We start from the raw sequence: 17,336 nt of genomic DNA, 5'->3' as shown, positions 1-17,336 counted from the left end.
CGAGTCCATATTTTCTCATGTATTCCCTAAAAGTAGACTTTAAGGGAATGATACTAAAGTCCTTATTTCATTGGGTTTAATGGTTCCCTAATTGAATTCCCTAAATTAAATGCGTATATTGAGAATAGAGACATACATAATTATGGAGATTCGGGAAAGGGGATCGACTGGAATGACTGTATACGGATATGCTCGAGTGAGTACAAAGGAGCAGAACCTAGATACACAAATTGAACAGTTAAAAGCGCGAAAGTGTGACACAATCATTGAAGAAAAGGCAACGGGTAAAACATTCAAGCGTCCAGAGCTGGAAAAGCTTCTTTCTGAGGCTGAAGAAGGGGATACAATCATAGTTACCCGCGTTGATCGCCTGGGACGGAATACAAAGCAGCTCTTAGAACTAGTTGAGGATCTGATCCAGCGAAACATTACTTTGTACATTGTGGAATTAGGTATGGAAGCAACACATAGAAACGGGAAGCTATTTTTAACAATCCTTTCAGCGCTAGCAGAGAATGAGCGCGAACTACTTGAAGAAAAGCGGCAAGCCGGTATTGCCAATGCTAAGAATAAAGGTGTAAAGCTGGGTAGAAGAGGCAAGGAGAAAGGGCAAGTTGCTATGGCTGTTAAGCTGTGGCAGGAAAGAGAAACTAATAAGATGAGCATTAGAGAGATCGAGGAGGCAACCGGTGTAAGTAAATCCATTTTGTATAGAGAGATCGAGAAGATAAAGATAAAAGAGGCTACGACTTAATGTAGTCTCTTTCTTTTTTGTTCTGGGATCAGTGACATTGTACATTTTGGTACGGATATTTGGGTAAATATCACAGAATATCACTACTCTTATGTGAATGAGCATAAGGCTTCCGGTATTCTGTTTTTCGTCGTGTTAACTGTAATGAGAATGGTAGAATTGCAAAACGGTTTATCGTGTGTGAAGTTTGGCGACCCACCACGATAAACCGTTCCCAGGAAACTAGATAAGGACCAGTCTGTAACCAGACAAGTACCTTGCTTAAGATATTTGATTCTAGTTTATCAAATTCTTCTAGGGCAGGACGTGCTCTTATTAGAAAAAATTAAGAAGTTTCAGAGCGAAGGAAGCAAGCTAGAGAATGCCATTGAGCGAAAGAAAGTACCAGTAAACACCCCCCGCTCACCAGAACTAGACCTTAAAGCTGAACGAGGGAAGCTAAAACAAGAACTGTTGCAAGAGATTAAGCAAGAGCTGCTTGGTACTGAGCAACGTATCCTGGAACGCTTAGAAAAGCGAGATCAATTACTCATACAGCATGTTCGTGAGATCCAAGAAACCAAAAGAATGATTGCTGCAGCACAACAAAAAAATGGTGGGAATTTTGGAAAAAGTAATGAATTCCTTATCAAACAAAAACACCCCTCATTCCGCTGAATCAGAGGGGTGTTTTTGTTTGGGTAGGTGATGAACAAATATCCTGTTCTCTTTCACTTGTATTCTTTAGATAACAGAATATGCAGGATTTTATACAATTTCAGCGCGGGAAATAAAATGGCAAATTTGCCACAATCCTTGCCATTTGGGCATCGCTTGGGCATTGCATAAAATCCTGCATATGTAATAAATTCGGAGATTGCAAGAAACCCAGTGTTGGCGCGGATGCCCTGGGCATGGCTACTTCGGATAATGAGGGATTATGTTAACTTAACATGAATACAACATACAAACTTTCCCCTATTTAGACAAGGGACTAACTCGTAGTTTCATTCCTTACATATGATGAGTTTATATCTATAAAAAATATGGTCGTTCTGTTTTATAAAAAGAATTAAGGGGAAACAAGAATATGTATGGATTTGGTGATTATTGGGGATTTAATGGGGTAGCTTTGGGAATTGGAAGTGCTATTTTTGCACTTTTAGTGGTAATCTTTGTTTTCTTTGCCGTCATTAGTGCTTCAAAGGGTTCCTCTGATGTGTCCGATGGATCAGTGGATGACCCAGTAGACGAACCAGTAGATGATGAAGCAATGGATGGACGGACTAACAGCCGCCGGACCATTGGATAAACCATCTCTTTAAATATTTCCTATAATGTTAAGTCGACCAAAAGTCCCAAATTGGGGCTTTTTTCGTTTCCTCGTTTTGGTCATTAGACTCTTGAAACACAATTGCCAATGTTTTAGATGGAAGACTTCTCAGTAATCCCCTGACTTGAAAAATAGGCGATTTCATCATTTATCTGTGATATGTGCCCAAATACAACTGGGAAGAATACAATGAAGAACCCTATATGAAAAGCCATAGTTAAACCTCTTTCCTAAATATCAAGGAGGGAAATATGTATGAGTAATGTTGGAACTGGTTGTGGGCATGGACATGGGAACGGATTTGCGCTAATCCTTGTTCTATTTATCTTACTTATTATTATCGGTGCAATAGTCTGCTGTGGCGGCTACGGCGGTTACGGCTACTAATAAAAACCATAACAAGAAGACCCCACATAATATCCTTGTGGGGTCTTCTTGTTATGGTTTTCTTCAAAAAATACCGTTGTGTTTTAGCGGAATTTAAGTAAATCCTATACCTTAGTTAAGTATGTGGATCTTTAGAAAACAATAAATAGTTTAACATGCATACAATATACATAAACCAAAAGCCCCACATGGAGAAAGGGGCTTTTTCTTGCCTAAGAGGGGTCAAATCTATCATATATTATTATAATATGATATATTATCTGTTTTTGTACCAACTCATTGAGGTATCTTCCGAGTAAAAAGGACATAAAAAAGAACCGATATGAACCTTTGCTCTTGAACAGAATAAGAGGTTCCTATTAGTTCCCTGATTATCATTTTGAATTTTTCAGTTGAACTCGATATGTTTGTAACACATTGAATCAGTCCAAATCTAATATTTGCACTTGATATGTTTCAATACCACTAGGGATAGATAGGGATACCGCCTGAGGTACCTCCATCGGATTTTCAAGTGTTTGCTTAAATTCATTTGTACCTGATACGAATGTAATAATGGTTCTTGACCGCGGAGGAACATCTACAGTTATACATTGCTCAGAATACTCTGCTATGATAATCAACCCCTAATTTTAGATATTATGCTATTAGCACATTTTATTATAAAATGATTAATTTCCAGTTTTATTCACTTCCTACATCGAATGTTATGTAAACCAACAATATTTAAAGAGGGACCCAAAAAGCCCCCTCTTTCTTGATGTTTTTTGTTTTTACATTAATAGCCACCAGGATATCCATAGTGATGATGATATGGATAATAACCCACATGCTGGTATGGATAATGGTGGTGGTGATATGGATAATAACCTACATGCTGGTATGGATAATGATGGTGATGATATGGATAATAACTCACCGGGTATGGATGATGATAAGGGTATTGTCTTTCCATGTGTACGCCCTCCCTTTCCTCTAAAGTTCTTAATTAAGATATGCGTCCAATATCTAAAAAGAAATAAGATAAATACCTATCTGAGATAATTAAACCGTAACAAACCAAAAATCATATTACTCAAAAAGTAAGATCTGTTTTGCCAAGATATTATGAACCAACTACCGCTAACAGGAATTATGTAAACATGAACCTCCTTCAGATCACTGAAGGGGGTTTTTAGCATCCTAGATACATTCTCGGTATATGGTAAATCATCACTTTAATTGGTGTTATATGGATAATTTTACTTAAATAGTCTATTGTAAACGGTGTTGTAAATATATTCTATATGTAATAAAAAAAGGGGGGGAACGTAATGGGTCTACGTTTTTTGAAAATTGCAGTTGTTTACTTCTTTATAGCTGTTTGTCTTGGGTTAGTCATGGGTATAATTCATAATTTTGCATTTGCATCTGTTCATGCTCATCTAAACTTATTGGGATGGGTATCTATGGCGATATTCGGAATCATTTATTCTGTCTATCCAAAGGCAGCAGAAACGAAATTAGCAAAGATTCATTTTTGGCTACATAATATCGGCGTACCATTAATGCAAGGTTCATTGTTTGTTATGATCCTTACAGGAAGTGAATCACTCCTACCTGTTGCAATTATCTCATCGTTACTGGTGATTGTGGGTGTACTTTTATTTAGCATTAATGTCTTTAAGATTAAAGCGAATCAGTCCGTTGTATCAAAACAGGATGTTTCATTGTAAGTAAATAGGTAAAAACAGCTTCCTAAATTTAGGGGGCTTTTATTATGTCTGATAATGTAGCCGCTAGAATACTAGCACCACAGGTTCATGCAATTATAGAGAATTGGCATGATTTTTACGCTAGTGAAACGAAAAAAGCGGGATATATAGCAACGTTAAAGCCAGTAAACGGTACTCAACGTTTCTGGGGATTGAATGACATTCCCGATATGCTGAAGTATGCTGCACGGAACAAGAAAGATGATATGTACCTTTCGTTAAATGCCTTCGAGTATGGCAGCAGGGAAGCGGGGAAGCTCAAACAAATTAGAAATCTAGGCGTTGATATAGATTGCCACGCTCTAAAAATTACACCTAATGACGCGTTGGAGAAGATACAAAGCTATATTTTCAGCGGGCATATTCCGAATCCTAACCTAGTTATTTTTAGTGGCCGTGGCTTACAGATACTTTTCTCTATTGCTAATGGTGCAGCGCCTCAAATGGCATATTTAGCACAGTACATAACCCTTCAATACATTAGTAAACTAAAAGATATAGGAGCAGACCCGCGTGCGTGTGATCTACCGCGTGTCCTACGTTTTCCGGGTACAACGAATACTAAAAACAATGCTGCCGTTAAAGTTGAAGTATGGCGGCAATTAGAATACAGTTTGCAAGAGTTATATGAATTCTGTACACCGTTAGAGCAGGCTAGGAAGCGCGGAAAGCAGCGTAAGGGGAGTATAGCGGTATTCACTGGTAAAGAGGGCGTAAAGACGCTCTATAGCCTTAATGCGGCCCGTGTGAATGACTTACAGAGGTTAGTAGAGATTAGGGACGGGAATCTAACCGGCTGCCGTAACACATTCATTTACATTTATAGCTTTACTGTATGCCTATTTCTCAAAAGCCGCGTTGATGTAGAGGAATTTATACAACCGACAATAGGAAAAATATACTCTACAACGGATAAGCTAATGAGGAAGGGCGAGATTAACGCTACAATTAAAAGCGCCTGTTAATGATGCTATTGAATTCCTAGAAGCATTTACGGCTAATGAGTTTAGTATGAAAGGCCTGTCTCGTACTCTAATAAAGCCAATGAAGAACGCGACTGTCATAGAGAAGCTAAACATTACAGAGGCAGAAATGAAGGCTATGAGGACGATTATAACCGGTGAAGAAAGCTATAGCCGCAAGGTACAGAAGCGAAGGGAAGCAGGGATAAAAGAAAGGCAAGAGTACCTGGCAGAACAGAAGGAACAAACAGAGGATAAACTCTGGCAGCTACAACAGGCAATAGAACGTTATCCAGCCTATACAAATAGACAATTAGCCGAACATTTAAACATATCTATACCATACGTTAAAAAGCTGAAACAGAAATTAAAATAGGGTGGATACTGGTCTGTCCTTTAAACAAGTTATATGGACTGGCGGTATTGGTGTTTTTAGCAAGATTTTTACTAGTCTCTTTTTCGGGGCTGTTTCTTTTGTTTTTTTTTAGGCGTGTCCACAGAGGGCGGCGCCAGAAGCGACTGCGTCCTTGTATGTTTTAGGTACGCGGTACTGCTCAGGCTAGCTGCGCTCTTTTCTTTTTAACGCTGATAAACAAGGATACGACTACTCTCAGCATACGTACGGGCTATGACTTACGAGAATCGTTTGTACGGGGAGATTTTACTTGATTGGTATTTTCCTGATAAGAGGCAAGAGGAAGCGATACAGGCTATTTTAGAGCGTTGTTTAGAATGTTGTAAATCCTGGAAACTATAAAGGGGATCACTTCTGTATTGCCGAATGTATGAATGCGGAAAGGAGGTTGAATACATATGAAAGAAACAGAACGTATGCTAATTGAATGGAGACAGGAAATACAACAGGAACTTACTAATTTTAGTGAAGAGTTAAGCTTAAAAGAACAACAGCTTTCGGCTTTAGATGTCAAATTAGATGTAATAACAAGTGTGGCTAGAAACCACAAGGAAATGTTACATCAGAATATATTAAATTTAAAGATAAAGGAATTCAAATCCCAATCTGAGAAGTTAAAAGAAGAGATTAGACAGCTTAAAAGGAAACTTGCTATTCATAAGGACATTTCAAATGGACTTTTAGAAAAAATTGATGAATATTTAGGTGTTGGAGCATCCTCTTGAAGGGTGCTTTTTATTTTGCATATTCCAGCTAAAAAAGAAAAGCTTTCGGATCCGATAGTCTTTTTTAGTGCCCAAAAATTAAAAAGGCTGAAGAGCATAAGGGATTTCTGTCCCCAACTAGGTTGTGGAGTCCGGCAATGCCTGACGAACTCGTGGGGACAGGAAAAATGCCGAAATGTCCCCATTGTGTGCCCCTTTTTTCGACTAATGTTTCCATCGTGGTCCCATAGGTTTTATACAATGGTTCCCTCATGTCCCCATCTTATTTTGTGTGTAGATCTCTTTACAGTAACTCTTTGACATACAAATCCTTAATTATTTCAAGTAGATAACTATTAAAAATCCGCTAGATCCTCAGAAGTTTCTGGCAGTCAGGGTAATAACTAATCCCATAATGTATGCCAGACTTTCTAGAATCATTTTTAAGCGTTTATTTTTATAGATTGGTAGAAATACTTTAAGTTTTAATTAAGCCTCTTTAGATGGCTTTACAGGCCTTTTAAGATTCGTTGCATGTATATTCAGTTTCTGAATGTATTGGCAGGTTGTCATAGAGTTGTAAATGGTTTGTTCTAGACTATCTAATTCAACCTGGAGTATCGAAAATACACAGATCAAAGGGGGTTAAACAAAAGATTAGGATAGGAAAAGAGTAAGTAAGAATCAAATAGAGTAGAGAGAAAAAAGCAACCACTAAAAGTGGAAGAAAATCTCGTCCTTTATAAGAAAAATGAATGGGCGTTAAGAACATAAAAACAATCAATTGAGAGATTTAACATCCATTAAAAATATAAGGTTTTAGAAAAAAATGATGGGGACGTGAGGGGGACATAGCTTACTTTCTATGGGGACACGATAGGGACATCCCTCAAAAATAGGGGAACACAATGGAGACATTCAAACACTTTTATTGATATCACGTTTTTACTAGGCTTTGCCTAGTCTATCACACTATGTGATAGCAGAAATCCCTTATGCTCTTCTACCTCTCTGAAAAAACGGCACCCAAAATGTTTCTAGATATACGTAACATGTCGTATTAGTAGTTCAAATGGAATAATTATTCGCTTTCATTTTCATTGTTTCCGTTACCATGAATAGATAGCCGATTTGCTAAAAAAACATAAAAAATATACAGTGTAATCAATTACATTAAGGGGGTAAATCAAATGAAAAAACTTTCAAATTTCGTCGCTTCAGTAGTGGAAAGCTATGTAAAATCAATGGAAGCATACGGAAACGCTCGAATTCGTAATAAATAAACTTCTTCACTTAAGACATCAAAAATGAGAAATGAGGAGTAAATCATAATGACTTCTTTCTATCATAAGATTCACTAGCCGATTCATGAAAATAAAAACGTGAGTCGGTTTTTTTGTGTAAAAATACTTCTATCAACTCCATCCATTACAAAAACAAAAAAAGATATCCATAATCTAGAAATGTTTTCGAGACAATGGAACTTTTTAGGTGTGACGAAAGCGTAACACCCTAAAAACCCTAACAAACCTAGTAATATCAAGGTTTTAACACATCTTCAGTTGAATCTCTCTTATTATCACTATCTTTAAAGGCTAAAAATTCCGCAAGGAACGATTCGTTTTTTACATAGTCGTTCTTATAGGTAGCAGAGTGATTCAATATTTCTCCAAATATATTACATTTATTCCAGATTATTGAAAATATTCAGACTTTTTAGAATATTATAAATATTCTCTTTACAAATAAATAATTTTTTTATATTATAAGTACAAGCAATAGCTAGTATCTTTTCTGCATCACACTCCCATCCTTTTTTAACACGCGATTTAGAAAGAGAAAGGGTTTTTGGTTAGCAAGTGAAGAAATAGTGTAAGCGACCTTGTGATTCCTAAGAGGATGATCGAGGTCGCTTACTGTTGTTTTAAGCATATAACAGGCTTGTCCGATTAGGAATGAGCTAACCGAATTTCACATTAAATATCTGACTCTATGATTACTCACTAGGGCCTGTACCGATAGATGCTGTAAGCTAGGCATGACAAGGATGCTGTTGGAACGGGTATGATTGGAGTACGACTACCAGGCACGAAATATGCAAGAGTTGGGACACCGTTATGGGTTGTCCAAAGTAACATTTGGCATAATCCCGCAGTATTAAAATCATTACTTATGGCGATCAATTCTTGAAGGGTTATTAGGGTAAATCCAAATGTTGCATTACACTGTTGGATGGCCTCAGCAAAAGTTACCTGATTATTAAAAAAGTAATACATAAGATTGAAGTCAAAACGCAATTGAGGATTAGTAGCTTGGAACGCTGCTCTTCGTTGTTCACATATTGGAGGCTCATTTGGTAGTGTCGGAGACGGGCATGTAACTAGTGGTGGTTGAGGGGGGCAAATAGACGGAATATATTTACAGTAACAACAGCAACAACAACAATTTTCCTCGCGTTTTTGCTTTGAAATAGGATCCGGAAAACATGGATACAAAATAGCAACCTCCTTTTTTTTGGAATATAGTGTAATTATATATATTCTAATATGATAATTTCGTGTCTACTCATCCAAAAAAAGAATGCATGTCATATTCACGTCAAGGTTACATAATCGCCAATTATCGAAAGTGGGAATCCCTTGGGGCATCTGTATTCTTATTACAGTCTGGCCAGTCAATGAAATTTCACGTCATGCATGTTTTTTACAAAGTAGAAATGGCAGGATAGCTAGAAATCTTGCCATTTTATTTCCTGCCCTGAATTTGTATACAATCTTGCATATTTACTTCCAAAATTGCCACCATCTTTTTTGTTGAGTAGCTGCTGTTAAAAGTTTTGTTTCTTGTATCTCTCGAACAGTTTCCATTAGTGTTTTATCCCTTCGTTCTAAACTTTCTTGGATATATTGTTGTTGTTTTTGAAGTTGATGTAAAAGCTCCTGATTAAAGGCTTCCTGTCTCTTATTATGTTCTTCTAGTCGTATCAAGCGTTCTATCATATCGTTATAACGTTCGTCTGTTGGTTGTAACGGTGCTTCAGTCGGAACGCTGACCGTGATATCTTCTTCAGAAACCCATGTCATTACAGCTTTTGCAGACCGTTCCAACGTCATATCGGGTTGTTTGCTAAACTCCAATAATTTACGTAGCGTGATGACATCTTTATCAAAATAACCTCTGTGTCCACGTTCATTTTTTAGAAAGTGATAACCATTCTTTTCTAGTAGAATGGCATATTTCCTTAATGTACTGCTGTCGATTCCAAGTAACTCTTGAATATCAGTAGGAGAATACACTCTATCACGTTCTGACGTCATAACGTTACACCTCCGCTATAGTTTTCGTGATATTTGTGTTGTACTCCTTTTTTGAAGCTTATAGGGACACTCAAAATCAGAAGTGTAGTAGATTTTGGGCAGGGCCCCCACATTGGTGTGTTGGCATAAGTCGAAAAAGGGAAAAGAGATTATCTCTATATCCCTTCCTCCTTCTATTGACCCCGTTAGAAAACTTGATCGTGAGCTTTCTTGCTTAATCCTCTTCAATGTTTATGCGTACATTGACAGTGGAATTTCCGCTATTTCGTACAGTAGCAGTATTAGTATTGCGATCAAAAAGTCTATTTGTGTTATCGTTGTCAGAGCGCACAAATGTCTCTTGTTCAAAATCAAAATCAAAGTTGTCTTCTCTTCTATTGTTATTTCTATTCATTCTATTCATTCAACTCCCCTCAATTGATATTCTTTATAGTATATGTAAAATCTATTAAAAAGATTGGATAAACTATCAATTATGATAGAATACAAGAAAATTTTTTCACAATATAAAATTACTTAAATCAAGATTTTCAGACATCAAAATCGAATGAAAATATGCAGGATTTTATGCAAAAAGTAGGGAGACTTGTCAAAAAATTGGGAGGTCAAAAGCCGTACCACTAGGGTATCGCATAAAATCCTGTATATGTAATAAATTCGAAGATTGCAAGAAACCCAGGATTGGCGCGGACGCCCGAGGGAATCCCCTTCCGATAATGCCATGTTATGTAAACTTGACATGTATAGGGTATTCATCATCAATTTTGTTAGACAAGTACAGACAAGCATACAAGAAAAAATAAGAAAATTTAATATATTGATAACAATGAACATGAAGTCAAAAAAGAAAAGAGGAAAAACTCTATGAATGATGAGAATGAATTAAAAGAAGTAATCCGTTTCGAACATGATAAGGACGGTTATACAATTAACATCAATATATACAACAATATTAATGTTGCGAATGAAGGCAGTCATGCTGGCAGCATTGAACAGAGAGCCGAAGGTGGCGGACAAATCAATAAGAATGTTGGGACGAACGCAAATCAAGGCGGACAGAACGCTATAAATGGTAGCCAGAGCGCAAATAATGACTCACAGTTCGCAAATGGAAATGGAAGGAGTGGAATTGCTGGAAAAGGAAATGATGAACAAGGTGGGCAAGAAGCTATCAAAATAAGAAAAAAAGGAGGGTGTGATTGTAGCTCTTCTAAAGTGGGGGCAACCAGATGCGCTGCTCAAGCAAGGGCAACTGGAGTCGACGTAAATGCAAATATATGTCCAGGATGTGTACTCGAAAATAGTTCTTTGGTTCTTTTTGGAGGAGCATTTACAGCGACAAGTTTTGATCATGTAACTTATACTCCTGTAACTAATCAACTACAAGTAGCAGGTATGGGGATTTTGGGAGGACGCCCACCAGGGAACTACATTGTTACCTTTTCACCTTCAGTAAATATCATTAACCTTCTTTTCGTTAGCGCTGGACAACGTATCTCCAGAAATTTCAAGGTACCAAGTACCGTAATACCGTGTTCTGGAACATCCTCTCCAGACTCTATTGAAAACTTATGACAGTTGCTAAAGAGAAGCTAGAAATGGAGCTATACGTTAAAGCTGAACTACCGCCTTCAAAGATTATGTTAATACGCTCCCTTCAGATCACTTAACTGGAGGGTATTTTTATAGGTTTCTAGATACATTGACTCCCGATAATGCTAGATTATGTTAACTTAACATGAATACGATATTCATTGTTTCTTGTTCAACTAAAAAGGAAAGATAAAACATAGGTTTACTTTCATAGAGTAAGAGACACATTTTAAAAAAGTTGCTTAGAAGAACACTGCAAAAGAGCATAATAACAAAAAGGGTAACTTATGTCACCCTAAATTTGTTTTAATTTGTAACCTTCAAATTACGCTCCTCAAAGATTTGTTTAGCAACAAAAATGGCGTTAAGAACCTTTGGAAAACCAGTGTATGGAACACAGTGAGTAATAGCTTCAATCACTTCGTTTGGTGTAAGCCCTACATTAAGAGCTGCGTTGATATGTACATTCAGTTGTGGTTCACATCCTCCTTGAGTAGTAAGAGACGCAATTGTTACGAGTTGGCGTTGTTTCAAGTCTAATCCTTCTCGTAAATAAATATCTCCAAAGGCAAATTCAATAACATATTTACCAAGGTCAGGGGCAATGTCTTTTAACGATTCGATAACACGCTATCCTCCCTCTCCATCTACTTCCATAAGTTTTTGCCAGCCGCGTTGATAACGTTCACTAGTCATCTGATGTTTCCTCCTTAATACTAGCTCTAATTTAAATAAGTAAGTAATTCATGAAATAACTTTACATTTTAGAGCGCACTCTAAAGCAATACTATTTTTGTATGTTATAATGAAATTTATGGAAAAGATGATATTCACTATTCAACAAATCTCAAATATCACAGGATTATCCGTGCATACGTTACGTTATTACGAAAAAATTGGACTACTTAACAAAGTAGATCGAGATGCAAATGGCTATCGTAGATATACGGAATTAGATATTTCATGGATTAACTTTTTAATCCGTTTACGGACAACAGGTATGTCAGTGTGCGAAATGAAACGATTTTCTGATCTGAGAAGTCAAGGAGACTCCACGACAAGTTTGCGGCGCGAATTATTAGAAAGTCATCAACAAAATGTTCTGGATCAAATCAAAAACTTAAAAGATAATCTTAACAAGATCGAAGAAAAAATTGACTATTATAAGAGGTTGGAGAGAAAACAGGAGGAATAGTGACCAAACTAATACATAAATCTCAAACTTCCGCTAACGAGGATTATGTTAATACCCTCCAGATTACTTAACTGGAGGGTATTTTTATAAGTTTCTATTTATTTTTCCGAACGGATTTTCGATGCGTACTCGCTAACGCTCGACCGAAATTCAAACAAATAAAATCGAATTTATATTATTTTCCTAGTCTCGAACTGTTGCCATATTCGAAAAATCGAAAGTATAATGTTAATAGGATTATTTGTTAACGAATAAGTAATAAAGCCCTTCACGGTGTTGGTCGCACCCGAAAGGCTCATAATTAATCTTTTATGTGTTTTAGGTGTGAATATACTCTTTTCCTACTTATCAGGGTATATTCTGTATCCTGCATCAGCTCGTTAGGCGTCTCCACAACGCTTATCGGGCTTTCTTTTTGTTTGAGGCTCTCTATGATAGCGTCATACAATTCGTTTACTTCTTCCATGCTAACCTCTTCGTCCTTTAGATTGTAAAAGCATCCATATCCTTGTATCTGCCTCCGATTCATCAAGGAACGGGTAGTATTTTTTTCGCAAACCCTGCGAAAAAAATCTCCACCCTCAACAAAGAAAAGCCGGCTCCTTAATCGTCGCCTAAATGGCTGTCGCCATTTCTTTCCTTTGTCCCTTGCAGAATCTTTTTCGGCTCGTTCTTACTTTTCGCCAAGCCGAGGACCAAAAGCAAGATGCGGGGTATCGGCTTGCACGAGCGATTATACGAGCCGAACCGCCAGATCATCCGTTCATTGTGTTACTCTCTCTCCTTATGCCTAGACGCTCATGTGGGGGCTCTGCCCCACACACCCCCGGCCACCTCGTCCCAAAAGCAAGGGAAGTGCTAAACTCTTAATCACATATAAACGATTATTGCCTAGTTATTCTCTTAGCTGTTGTACCATAGGTTGTCGTACCAACGATGCCATTGATCCCTATTGTTATTCCGTTAGCTGTTATTCCCCTGGTTACTATTCTCTTGGCTGGTATTTTCTTGGTTGTTGTATCCGTGATTGTTCGATTTGTAATAGTCCCAGCACATATTTTGAATGTGGAATATAGAGACGTACAACACTTCATTGTTAACCTCAAGTATAGTATGGTTTGCGTCACGTCCAACTACAGTTCCTTTTATCTTGCTTGGTCCTTTGTTGAATTGAACGTTCTGCCCTTTTAAGCGGTCAATAACATCAACGAAACGTCTGCCTGGTACAACAATTGGATAGTTTAAATTTTTGTTGTTGCCGTTATTTTTATTTCCATTATCCTCTGTATTGCCATTTTCTTCGGAATTGTTATCTTTCTGGATAAGTGTATAGCCTTTAATATGATGCAATGGATAATAGTATACTTGTTCATCGCATTGCAACACACAATAGTCTAAGCCTAGCTTAAGAAGTATTCCTCTTCCTTTCTCTGGTCCTCCAAAGTTACATTGCACTGTTGAACCAATCAGTGGCTTTAGATTTTTCATATATTTATTTATTTGATTATAATGTTGTTTATAAAACAAGATAAGTTCCTCCTTAAGGAAATATACTATATTACTGTTGATATAAGATATTCATCATTCTAGGACAAAATATAAGGTACTTGACCAATAAAAAAAAATGTGCAAACAAAAACACCCCTGCAGGTATTACAAAGGTGTAAAATTATTAGTTATTTAGTTTTATGAGAATATCTTCATGATCAAGATAAGAAAAAACTTGATTTTACTATCGCAAAATTTAGAAAAAATCCTGGCAATTTGCCAGGATTTTTTCTAAAGCTCCGGTCCATAGTCTCGCTCTCTCTTTCAAGTTTGTTGCTTTTCTAGTTTCTCTTTTTCAATTTGTTTTTGTTTACTTGCTAAGAATTTTTGAGCACCTTCAATTTCGTCTTTATCAAAATACTTCGTTAACAGCTTTTCTTTTGCCTTATCTAGAATACGAGCAATTATACGAGCCGAACCGCTAGATCCATCCGTTCATTGTGTTACTCTTTCTCTATATGCCTACACGCATACGTGGTGGGCTCTGCCCCCACACCCCCGACCAACCCCTGCCCAAAAGCAAGGGAAGTGCTAAAATCTTAATCACATATACACGATTATTGCCTAGTCATTCTCTTAGCTGTTTTACCATAGACTGTCGGACCAACGATACCATTGATACAATTGATCCATGTCGTTATTCAGTCGACTCTGCCATCGATCAATGTACTCTTGGTTGTTATTCTCTTGGTCGCTATTCTCTTGGTTGTTATTCTCTTGATTGTTATATCCGTGGTTGTATCCGTGGTTGTATCCTTGATTGTATCCGTGGTTGTATCCTTGATTGTATCCTTGGTTGTTGTATCCTTGGTTAGATCCGTGATTGTATCCGTGATTGTATCCGTGGTTGTATCCTTGATTGTATCCGTGGTTGTTGTATCCTTGATTGGATCCGTGGTTGTATCCATGGTTGTATCCTTGGTTGTATCCTTGGTTGTATCCTTGATTGTTTCCTTGATTGTTTCCTTGATTGTATCCTTGATTGTTTCCTTGATTGTATCCTTGGTTGTATCCTTGGTTGTATCCTTGATTGTTTCCTTGGTTGTATCCTTGATTGTTGTCTCCTTGGTTGTTTCCTTGATTGTTGTCTCCTTGATTGTTGTCTCCTTGATTGTTTCCTTGATTGTTGTTTCCTTGGTTGTTTCCTTGATTGTTGTTTCCTTGGTTGTAGTTGGATCCTTGAACGTACGCATCTCTTTGGGCTATTAATTTATCATAGTATGATCCCATATTCTACCTCCTCCCTTTATAGAATGGCTTATACCATTTTTGTACAAATTATGTACTACTAATAGATGCAGCTTGTCCATTTTTAGGAACGGCATTTGCGGAGCCTTGTATACCATATACACGTCAGGTTAACATAAGTCGACATTATCGGAAGTGGGAATCGCTAGGGATTCCCATGATATCAACATGTCTTTGATTCTCGGACAATATGAAACATGCAGGATTTTATACAATGCCATACTGGTACGGATTTTCCGGTTCCATTTGCTTACCCAGCTACCGAAAAATTGTATAAAATCCTACATGTTTTCTGTTATGGTTTTGTCACTAATTCTTTTACTTTCATAGGTATATTTAGAGACTAAGGGCGGACTAGAATGGAAAGGTATTCCGCCCTTATGCTATTGATATCCCTTAAGGTTCGGCTTATATTACCGACAAATTTCATATTTCAAAGGTATTTCTTTTTATAGTGTATAATGTATCGTTAGGAACGTTAATTGGAACGTCAAGAGGAGCGTGAGGAACGATGTCTGATGGAACGCGGAACGGTATACGATCCGAGCCACTCCCGGCTTTTCTAACTAAGGAAGTAGCAGAAATGTTAGGCATTAGTGAAGGCTATTTACGCAAATGGTGTTTAGAATTAGAGAAGCATGAATACATCTTCATAAAGGTTCGCGATCCTAAAAGCAATCGCGAATATCGTACCTTTACATCAAAGGATATAAAGGCTTTAAAACAGTTCCAAACACTTATGAAAGATGCTGGATATAATAAGGCAGATGCAGCCAAGACCGTAGCGATGACCATAAATGATGAGAATTGGAACGCGGATGGAACGTCCCATGATCCAATGGATTCCCAGGCCTGGCTCATTACAAGAGATAAAGAGATATTGGAACGCGAGAAGAACGCCAATTTGTTACGTGAGTTGTTACGCGAGGAACGCGAAGAAACAGTGAAAGAGATTCAATCGATGAGGGAAGAATTGAGACAAACTCAAGAAGAATTTCAAATGTTGAAAGAAGGCATACAAACATATCAAAAACATCATGAACGATTGCTACAAGAGAGAGACGAACAATTATTACACAGCATCCGAGCTATTCAAGAGACCAAACAACTAGCTGCTCCCACTATGGAAAGCAAACGTCATTGGTGGCAATTTTGGAAATAGAAAAAGCCTTGCTTACATGCAGGGCTTTTTTTGCTACACATCTACACATAGGGTTCATTTTTTATGCAAGATTCTATACAATTTTTTGTATTAGTACAGGGGATCCCTAGGTCTGAAAATGCCTATTCTATCAAGTTTGTATAAAATCGTGCATAACGTGAAATTTCATATGTCGTACAGAGTGTTGATATCATGGGAATCCCTAGCGATTCCCACTTCCGATAATTTATTATTATGTTAACTGGACTTGTATAGGGTATACATCATAAATTTTGTTGGACAAGCACGGACAAGCGTACAAGAAAAAAGGGCCCGTTTCACATTTAATATATTAAATCTTACTAAAGAAGGGAGATTGATGATTCTTGTCCTCAAACAATAAAAACTTCAATTTTGACAATCCTTGTGCATTTCCACCTGCGTTTCCTCCGATTCCAGCACCCCCAGTACCTGGTTCTATTATCCCTTTTGCTTCAGGGACCCCAGTTGTACTAACTACTGTTTTAGGTAATTTAGATAATAGAGGTGCTCTCTTAGGCTTTGGAAGTTCTGTAGACAGTGTTAATGTCTCTGGATTCACACTAAATTTAGGTGCCGGAGGAGTCCTTGATTTTGCGTTTGTAGTTCCTCGTGCTGGAACAGTCACATCAATAGGTGCTTTTTTTAGTACTACAGTAGCAGTTCAGCTCGCTGCAGCAGTAACTATTAGAGCACAATTATATTTAGCAGCTCCAAATAGTAGTACCTTCAGTCCTGTAGGAACCCCAGTATTATTAACTCCAAGCTTAGGTCCAGTAATTGGAATTGGTGAAAACCGTAATGCTGTGGCTCCAGCAGCAATACCAGTATCTCCTGGTGATAAATTATTAATGGTTTTCTCAATAGACCCAACAGGTCTTAATATCGTTTCCGCTGTCACAGGTTTTGCAAGTGCTGGTATTACAATTAGTTAATCTAACAAATAAAAACCACCCGTGATAACGGG

The 17,336-nt window shown here is 37.5% G+C and carries 20 protein-coding genes; 12 read left to right on the top strand and 8 right to left on the bottom strand.

Annotation, left to right across the window (positions count from 1 at the left end):
* The first annotated feature begins 172 nt into the window (after positions 1-172).
* The 3 genes from EP737_RS23180 to EP737_RS23170 all read left to right on the top strand — a co-directional run bounded on the left by EP737_RS23180 (position 173) and on the right by EP737_RS23170 (position 2,045).
* Positions 173-754, top strand: a complete 582-nt coding sequence (locus EP737_RS23180; protein ID WP_129731459.1) for a recombinase family protein — start codon at positions 173-175, stop codon at positions 752-754.
* 270 nt (positions 755-1,024) lie between these two features.
* Positions 1,025-1,411 (top strand): DUF3967 domain-containing protein, encoded by a 387-nt coding sequence (locus EP737_RS23175; RefSeq protein ID WP_129731457.1) that lies wholly within the window; start codon positions 1,025-1,027, stop codon positions 1,409-1,411.
* A gap of 412 nt (positions 1,412-1,823) precedes the next feature.
* Positions 1,824-2,045 (top strand): hypothetical protein, encoded by a 222-nt coding sequence (locus EP737_RS23170; protein WP_129731455.1) that lies wholly within the window; start codon positions 1,824-1,826, stop codon positions 2,043-2,045.
* 113 nt (positions 2,046-2,158) lie between these two features.
* Here EP737_RS23170 and EP737_RS26660 read toward each other — a convergent pair whose 3' ends face one another.
* Positions 2,159-2,281, bottom strand: a complete 123-nt coding sequence (locus EP737_RS26660; RefSeq protein WP_281278923.1) for a hypothetical protein — start codon at positions 2,279-2,281, stop codon at positions 2,159-2,161.
* 40 nt (positions 2,282-2,321) lie between these two features.
* Here EP737_RS26660 and EP737_RS23165 point away from each other — a divergent pair, with 40 nt between their 5' ends.
* The gene (locus EP737_RS23165) at positions 2,322-2,453 is read left to right on the top strand and encodes a YjcZ family sporulation protein (RefSeq protein ID WP_129731453.1); all 132 of its coding nucleotides are present in this window, start codon (positions 2,322-2,324) and stop codon (positions 2,451-2,453) included.
* Between the two features lie 422 nt (positions 2,454-2,875).
* Here the strand turns inward: EP737_RS23165 and EP737_RS23160 are convergent, their stop codons facing one another.
* Entirely contained in the window at positions 2,876-3,076 is a 201-nt protein-coding gene (locus tag EP737_RS23160) for a hypothetical protein (RefSeq protein ID WP_129731451.1), read from the bottom strand.
* Between the two features lie 155 nt (positions 3,077-3,231).
* Entirely contained in the window at positions 3,232-3,408 is a 177-nt protein-coding gene (locus EP737_RS25800) for a hypothetical protein (RefSeq protein ID WP_165350893.1), read from the bottom strand.
* Positions 3,409-3,766: 358 nt separating this feature from the next.
* On the opposite strand from EP737_RS25800, the gene EP737_RS23155 reads away from it, so the two are divergent.
* From EP737_RS23155 to EP737_RS23140, 4 genes are all read left to right on the top strand, one after another.
* Positions 3,767-4,168 carry a cbb3-type cytochrome c oxidase subunit I gene (locus EP737_RS23155; protein ID WP_129731449.1) on the top strand — a complete coding sequence of 134 codons (402 nt, stop codon included), beginning with the start codon at positions 3,767-3,769 and terminating at the stop codon, positions 4,166-4,168.
* A gap of 44 nt (positions 4,169-4,212) precedes the next feature.
* A complete protein-coding gene (locus EP737_RS23150; protein WP_129731447.1) occupies positions 4,213-5,172 on the top strand; it encodes a hypothetical protein in 960 nt (319 codons plus the stop codon).
* 79 nt (positions 5,173-5,251) lie between these two features.
* On the top strand, positions 5,252-5,545 hold the full coding sequence (locus tag EP737_RS23145; protein ID WP_205651005.1) for a hypothetical protein: 294 nt from the start codon (positions 5,252-5,254) through the stop codon (positions 5,543-5,545).
* Between the two features lie 437 nt (positions 5,546-5,982).
* Positions 5,983-6,309: a hypothetical protein gene (locus EP737_RS23140; RefSeq protein ID WP_129731443.1), complete on the top strand. Its 327-nt coding sequence runs from the start codon at positions 5,983-5,985 to the stop codon at positions 6,307-6,309.
* Positions 6,310-9,071: 2,762 nt separating this feature from the next.
* Here EP737_RS23140 and EP737_RS23135 read toward each other — a convergent pair.
* Both EP737_RS23135 and EP737_RS23130 read right to left on the bottom strand, forming a co-directional pair.
* Positions 9,072-9,605 carry a DUF3967 domain-containing protein gene (locus tag EP737_RS23135; RefSeq protein ID WP_129731441.1) on the bottom strand — a complete coding sequence of 178 codons (534 nt, stop codon included), beginning with the start codon at positions 9,603-9,605 and terminating at the stop codon, positions 9,072-9,074.
* Between the two features lie 214 nt (positions 9,606-9,819).
* Positions 9,820-10,008 carry a hypothetical protein gene (locus tag EP737_RS23130; RefSeq protein WP_129731439.1) on the bottom strand — a complete coding sequence of 63 codons (189 nt, stop codon included), beginning with the start codon at positions 10,006-10,008 and terminating at the stop codon, positions 9,820-9,822.
* Between the two features lie 461 nt (positions 10,009-10,469).
* Here EP737_RS23130 and EP737_RS26390 point away from each other — a divergent pair, with 461 nt between their 5' ends.
* Positions 10,470-11,180 (top strand): hypothetical protein, encoded by a 711-nt coding sequence (locus EP737_RS26390; protein WP_246040352.1) that lies wholly within the window; start codon positions 10,470-10,472, stop codon positions 11,178-11,180.
* A 324-nt stretch (positions 11,181-11,504) separates the two neighbouring features.
* On the opposite strand, the gene EP737_RS23120 is transcribed toward EP737_RS26390, so the two are convergent.
* Complete coding sequence (locus EP737_RS23120; RefSeq protein WP_246040355.1) at positions 11,505-11,822, bottom strand: carboxymuconolactone decarboxylase family protein; 318 nt, start codon at positions 11,820-11,822, stop codon at positions 11,505-11,507.
* A 190-nt stretch (positions 11,823-12,012) separates the two neighbouring features.
* Between EP737_RS23120 and EP737_RS23115 the strand changes: the two genes are divergently transcribed.
* On the top strand, positions 12,013-12,393 hold the full coding sequence (locus tag EP737_RS23115) for a MerR family transcriptional regulator (RefSeq protein WP_129731437.1): 381 nt from the start codon (positions 12,013-12,015) through the stop codon (positions 12,391-12,393).
* A gap of 963 nt (positions 12,394-13,356) precedes the next feature.
* Here the strand turns inward: EP737_RS23115 and EP737_RS23105 are convergent.
* On the bottom strand, positions 13,357-13,920 hold the full coding sequence (locus EP737_RS23105) for a hypothetical protein (RefSeq protein ID WP_129731435.1): 564 nt from the start codon (positions 13,918-13,920) through the stop codon (positions 13,357-13,359).
* A gap of 662 nt (positions 13,921-14,582) precedes the next feature.
* Positions 14,583-15,134 (bottom strand): hypothetical protein, encoded by a 552-nt coding sequence (locus EP737_RS23100; protein WP_129731433.1) that lies wholly within the window; start codon positions 15,132-15,134, stop codon positions 14,583-14,585.
* A 566-nt stretch (positions 15,135-15,700) separates the two neighbouring features.
* On the opposite strand from EP737_RS23100, the gene EP737_RS23095 reads away from it, so the two are divergent.
* Together EP737_RS23095 and EP737_RS23090 are read left to right on the top strand one after the other, a co-directional pair.
* A complete protein-coding gene (locus tag EP737_RS23095) occupies positions 15,701-16,351 on the top strand; it encodes a DUF3967 domain-containing protein (RefSeq protein ID WP_129731431.1) in 651 nt (216 codons plus the stop codon).
* 365 nt (positions 16,352-16,716) lie between these two features.
* Positions 16,717-17,304, top strand: coding sequence for an exosporium glycoprotein BclB-related protein (locus EP737_RS23090; protein ID WP_129731429.1), 588 nt, complete (start codon positions 16,717-16,719; stop codon positions 17,302-17,304).
* Positions 17,305-17,336: the final 32 nt, after the last annotated feature.

It is taken from the genome of Ectobacillus funiculus, assembly GCF_004138295.1.
Lineage (GTDB): Bacteria > Bacillota > Bacilli > Bacillales > Bacillaceae_G > Ectobacillus > Ectobacillus funiculus.
The sequence above is the reverse complement of the archived record's forward strand: the minus strand, read 5'-3'. Positions and strand labels throughout refer to the sequence as shown.